The 951-nt window shown below is 71.8% G+C and carries 1 protein-coding gene; it reads left to right on the forward strand.

The window, feature by feature from the left end; all coding sequences use genetic code 11:
* Positions 1-951 (forward strand): acyltransferase domain-containing protein (locus A2U95_RS25245; protein ID WP_166027116.1); only part of this gene is annotated, 951 nt, incomplete at both ends.

Below are 951 nucleotides of genomic sequence, written 5' to 3' on the forward strand. Positions count from 1 at the left end.
CGGCCCCGCCGCGCCGCCGTCTCCTCCTTCGGCATCAGCGGCACCAACGCCCACGTCATCCTCGAAGCACCCGACGAGGAGCCGGAGGCGCGGCAGGAGCCCGAGGTCGTCCTGCCGGTGGTCCCGTGGGTGTTGTCGGCGAAGACGCAGACGGCTCTGACCGCTCAGGCCCGTGTGCTGCACGCACATCTGCAGCAGCAGCCGGAGCTCACCGCAGCAGACATCGCGTTCTCGCTGGCCACGACCCGCAGTGCTCTGGAGTACCGAGCCGCTGTCGTCGGCGGCGACCGGCTGCAACTGCTCGAGGGCATCAAGGCACTGGCCGAGTCGGGCACGGACGCGGATCTCGTCCTCGGCCGCTCCCGGCCGGGCCGGCAGACGGCGTTCCTGTTCTCGGGCCAGGGCTCGCAGCGGGCGGGCATGGGCCGTGAGCTGTACGAGGCGTTCCCGGTGTTCGCCGACGCCTTCGACGCCGTCTGCGCGGAGCTGGACAAGCACCTGGACCGGCCGGTCAAGGAACTGGTCTTCGACACCGAGTCCGACCTGCTGGACCGGACCGTCTACACCCAGGCCGGCCTCTTCGCCATCGAGGTGGCCCTGTTCCGGCTGGTGGAGCACTGGGGCGTCACGCCGGACTACCTGCTGGGCCACTCCATCGGCGAGCTCGCCGCCGCGCACGTCGCCGGGGTGTGGTCGCTGGAGGACGCGGCTGCTCTGGTGGCTGCGCGTGGCCGGCTGATGCAGGCCCTGCCCGAGGGCGGGGCGATGGTCGCCATCCAGGCGACCGAGGACGAGATCCTGCCCCTGCTCACCGCCAACGTCTCCATCGCCGCCCTCAACGGCCCCACCTCCGTGGTCGTCTCCGGCGACGAGGGCGAGGTGACCGCGATCGCCGAGCGGTTCGCGAAGTCGAAGCGGCTGCGGGTCAGCCACGCCTTCCACTCCCCCCGC

The sequence above is a fragment of the Streptomyces chilikensis genome, from assembly GCF_001642695.1.
Lineage (GTDB): Bacteria > Actinomycetota > Actinomycetes > Streptomycetales > Streptomycetaceae > Streptomyces > Streptomyces chilikensis.